The organism is Chryseobacterium sp. SIMBA_029 (assembly GCF_046535275.1).
Classification (GTDB): Bacteria; Bacteroidota; Bacteroidia; order Flavobacteriales; family Weeksellaceae; genus Chryseobacterium.
In genome coordinates this window covers 1-233 of the sequence record NZ_JAWRXA010000893.1, presented here as the reverse complement: position 1 = coordinate 233, position 233 = coordinate 1, and the positions used below count along the sequence as shown (strand labels likewise).

Sequence of the window (233 nt, the reverse complement as noted above, 5' to 3'; positions counted from 1 at the left end):
CTACGGTTCCGGGTGCTGGGGCCATCCCGTTCTACATCCTTCTCGTCATCTGGGGCCTTGCGACGATCATCCCGTCCTTGGCGCTGCTGGTCCGCCGTCTGCACGACGGTAACTTCAGCGGCTGGCTGGCGCTGCTGGTGCTTGTGCCTTTCCTCGGCGCACTGGCAGTACTTGTGCTCTCGCTCTTGCCGTCCAACCCGGCCGGCCAGCGCTTCGACCGGCCCACAGCCGGC

At 66.5% G+C, this 233-nt stretch carries 1 protein-coding gene; it reads left to right on the top strand.

What is annotated here, in order from left to right; all coding sequences use genetic code 11:
* The coding region (locus SB679_RS26425; RefSeq protein ID WP_410705408.1) for a DUF805 domain-containing protein at positions 1-233 on the top strand (233 nt) is incomplete at both ends.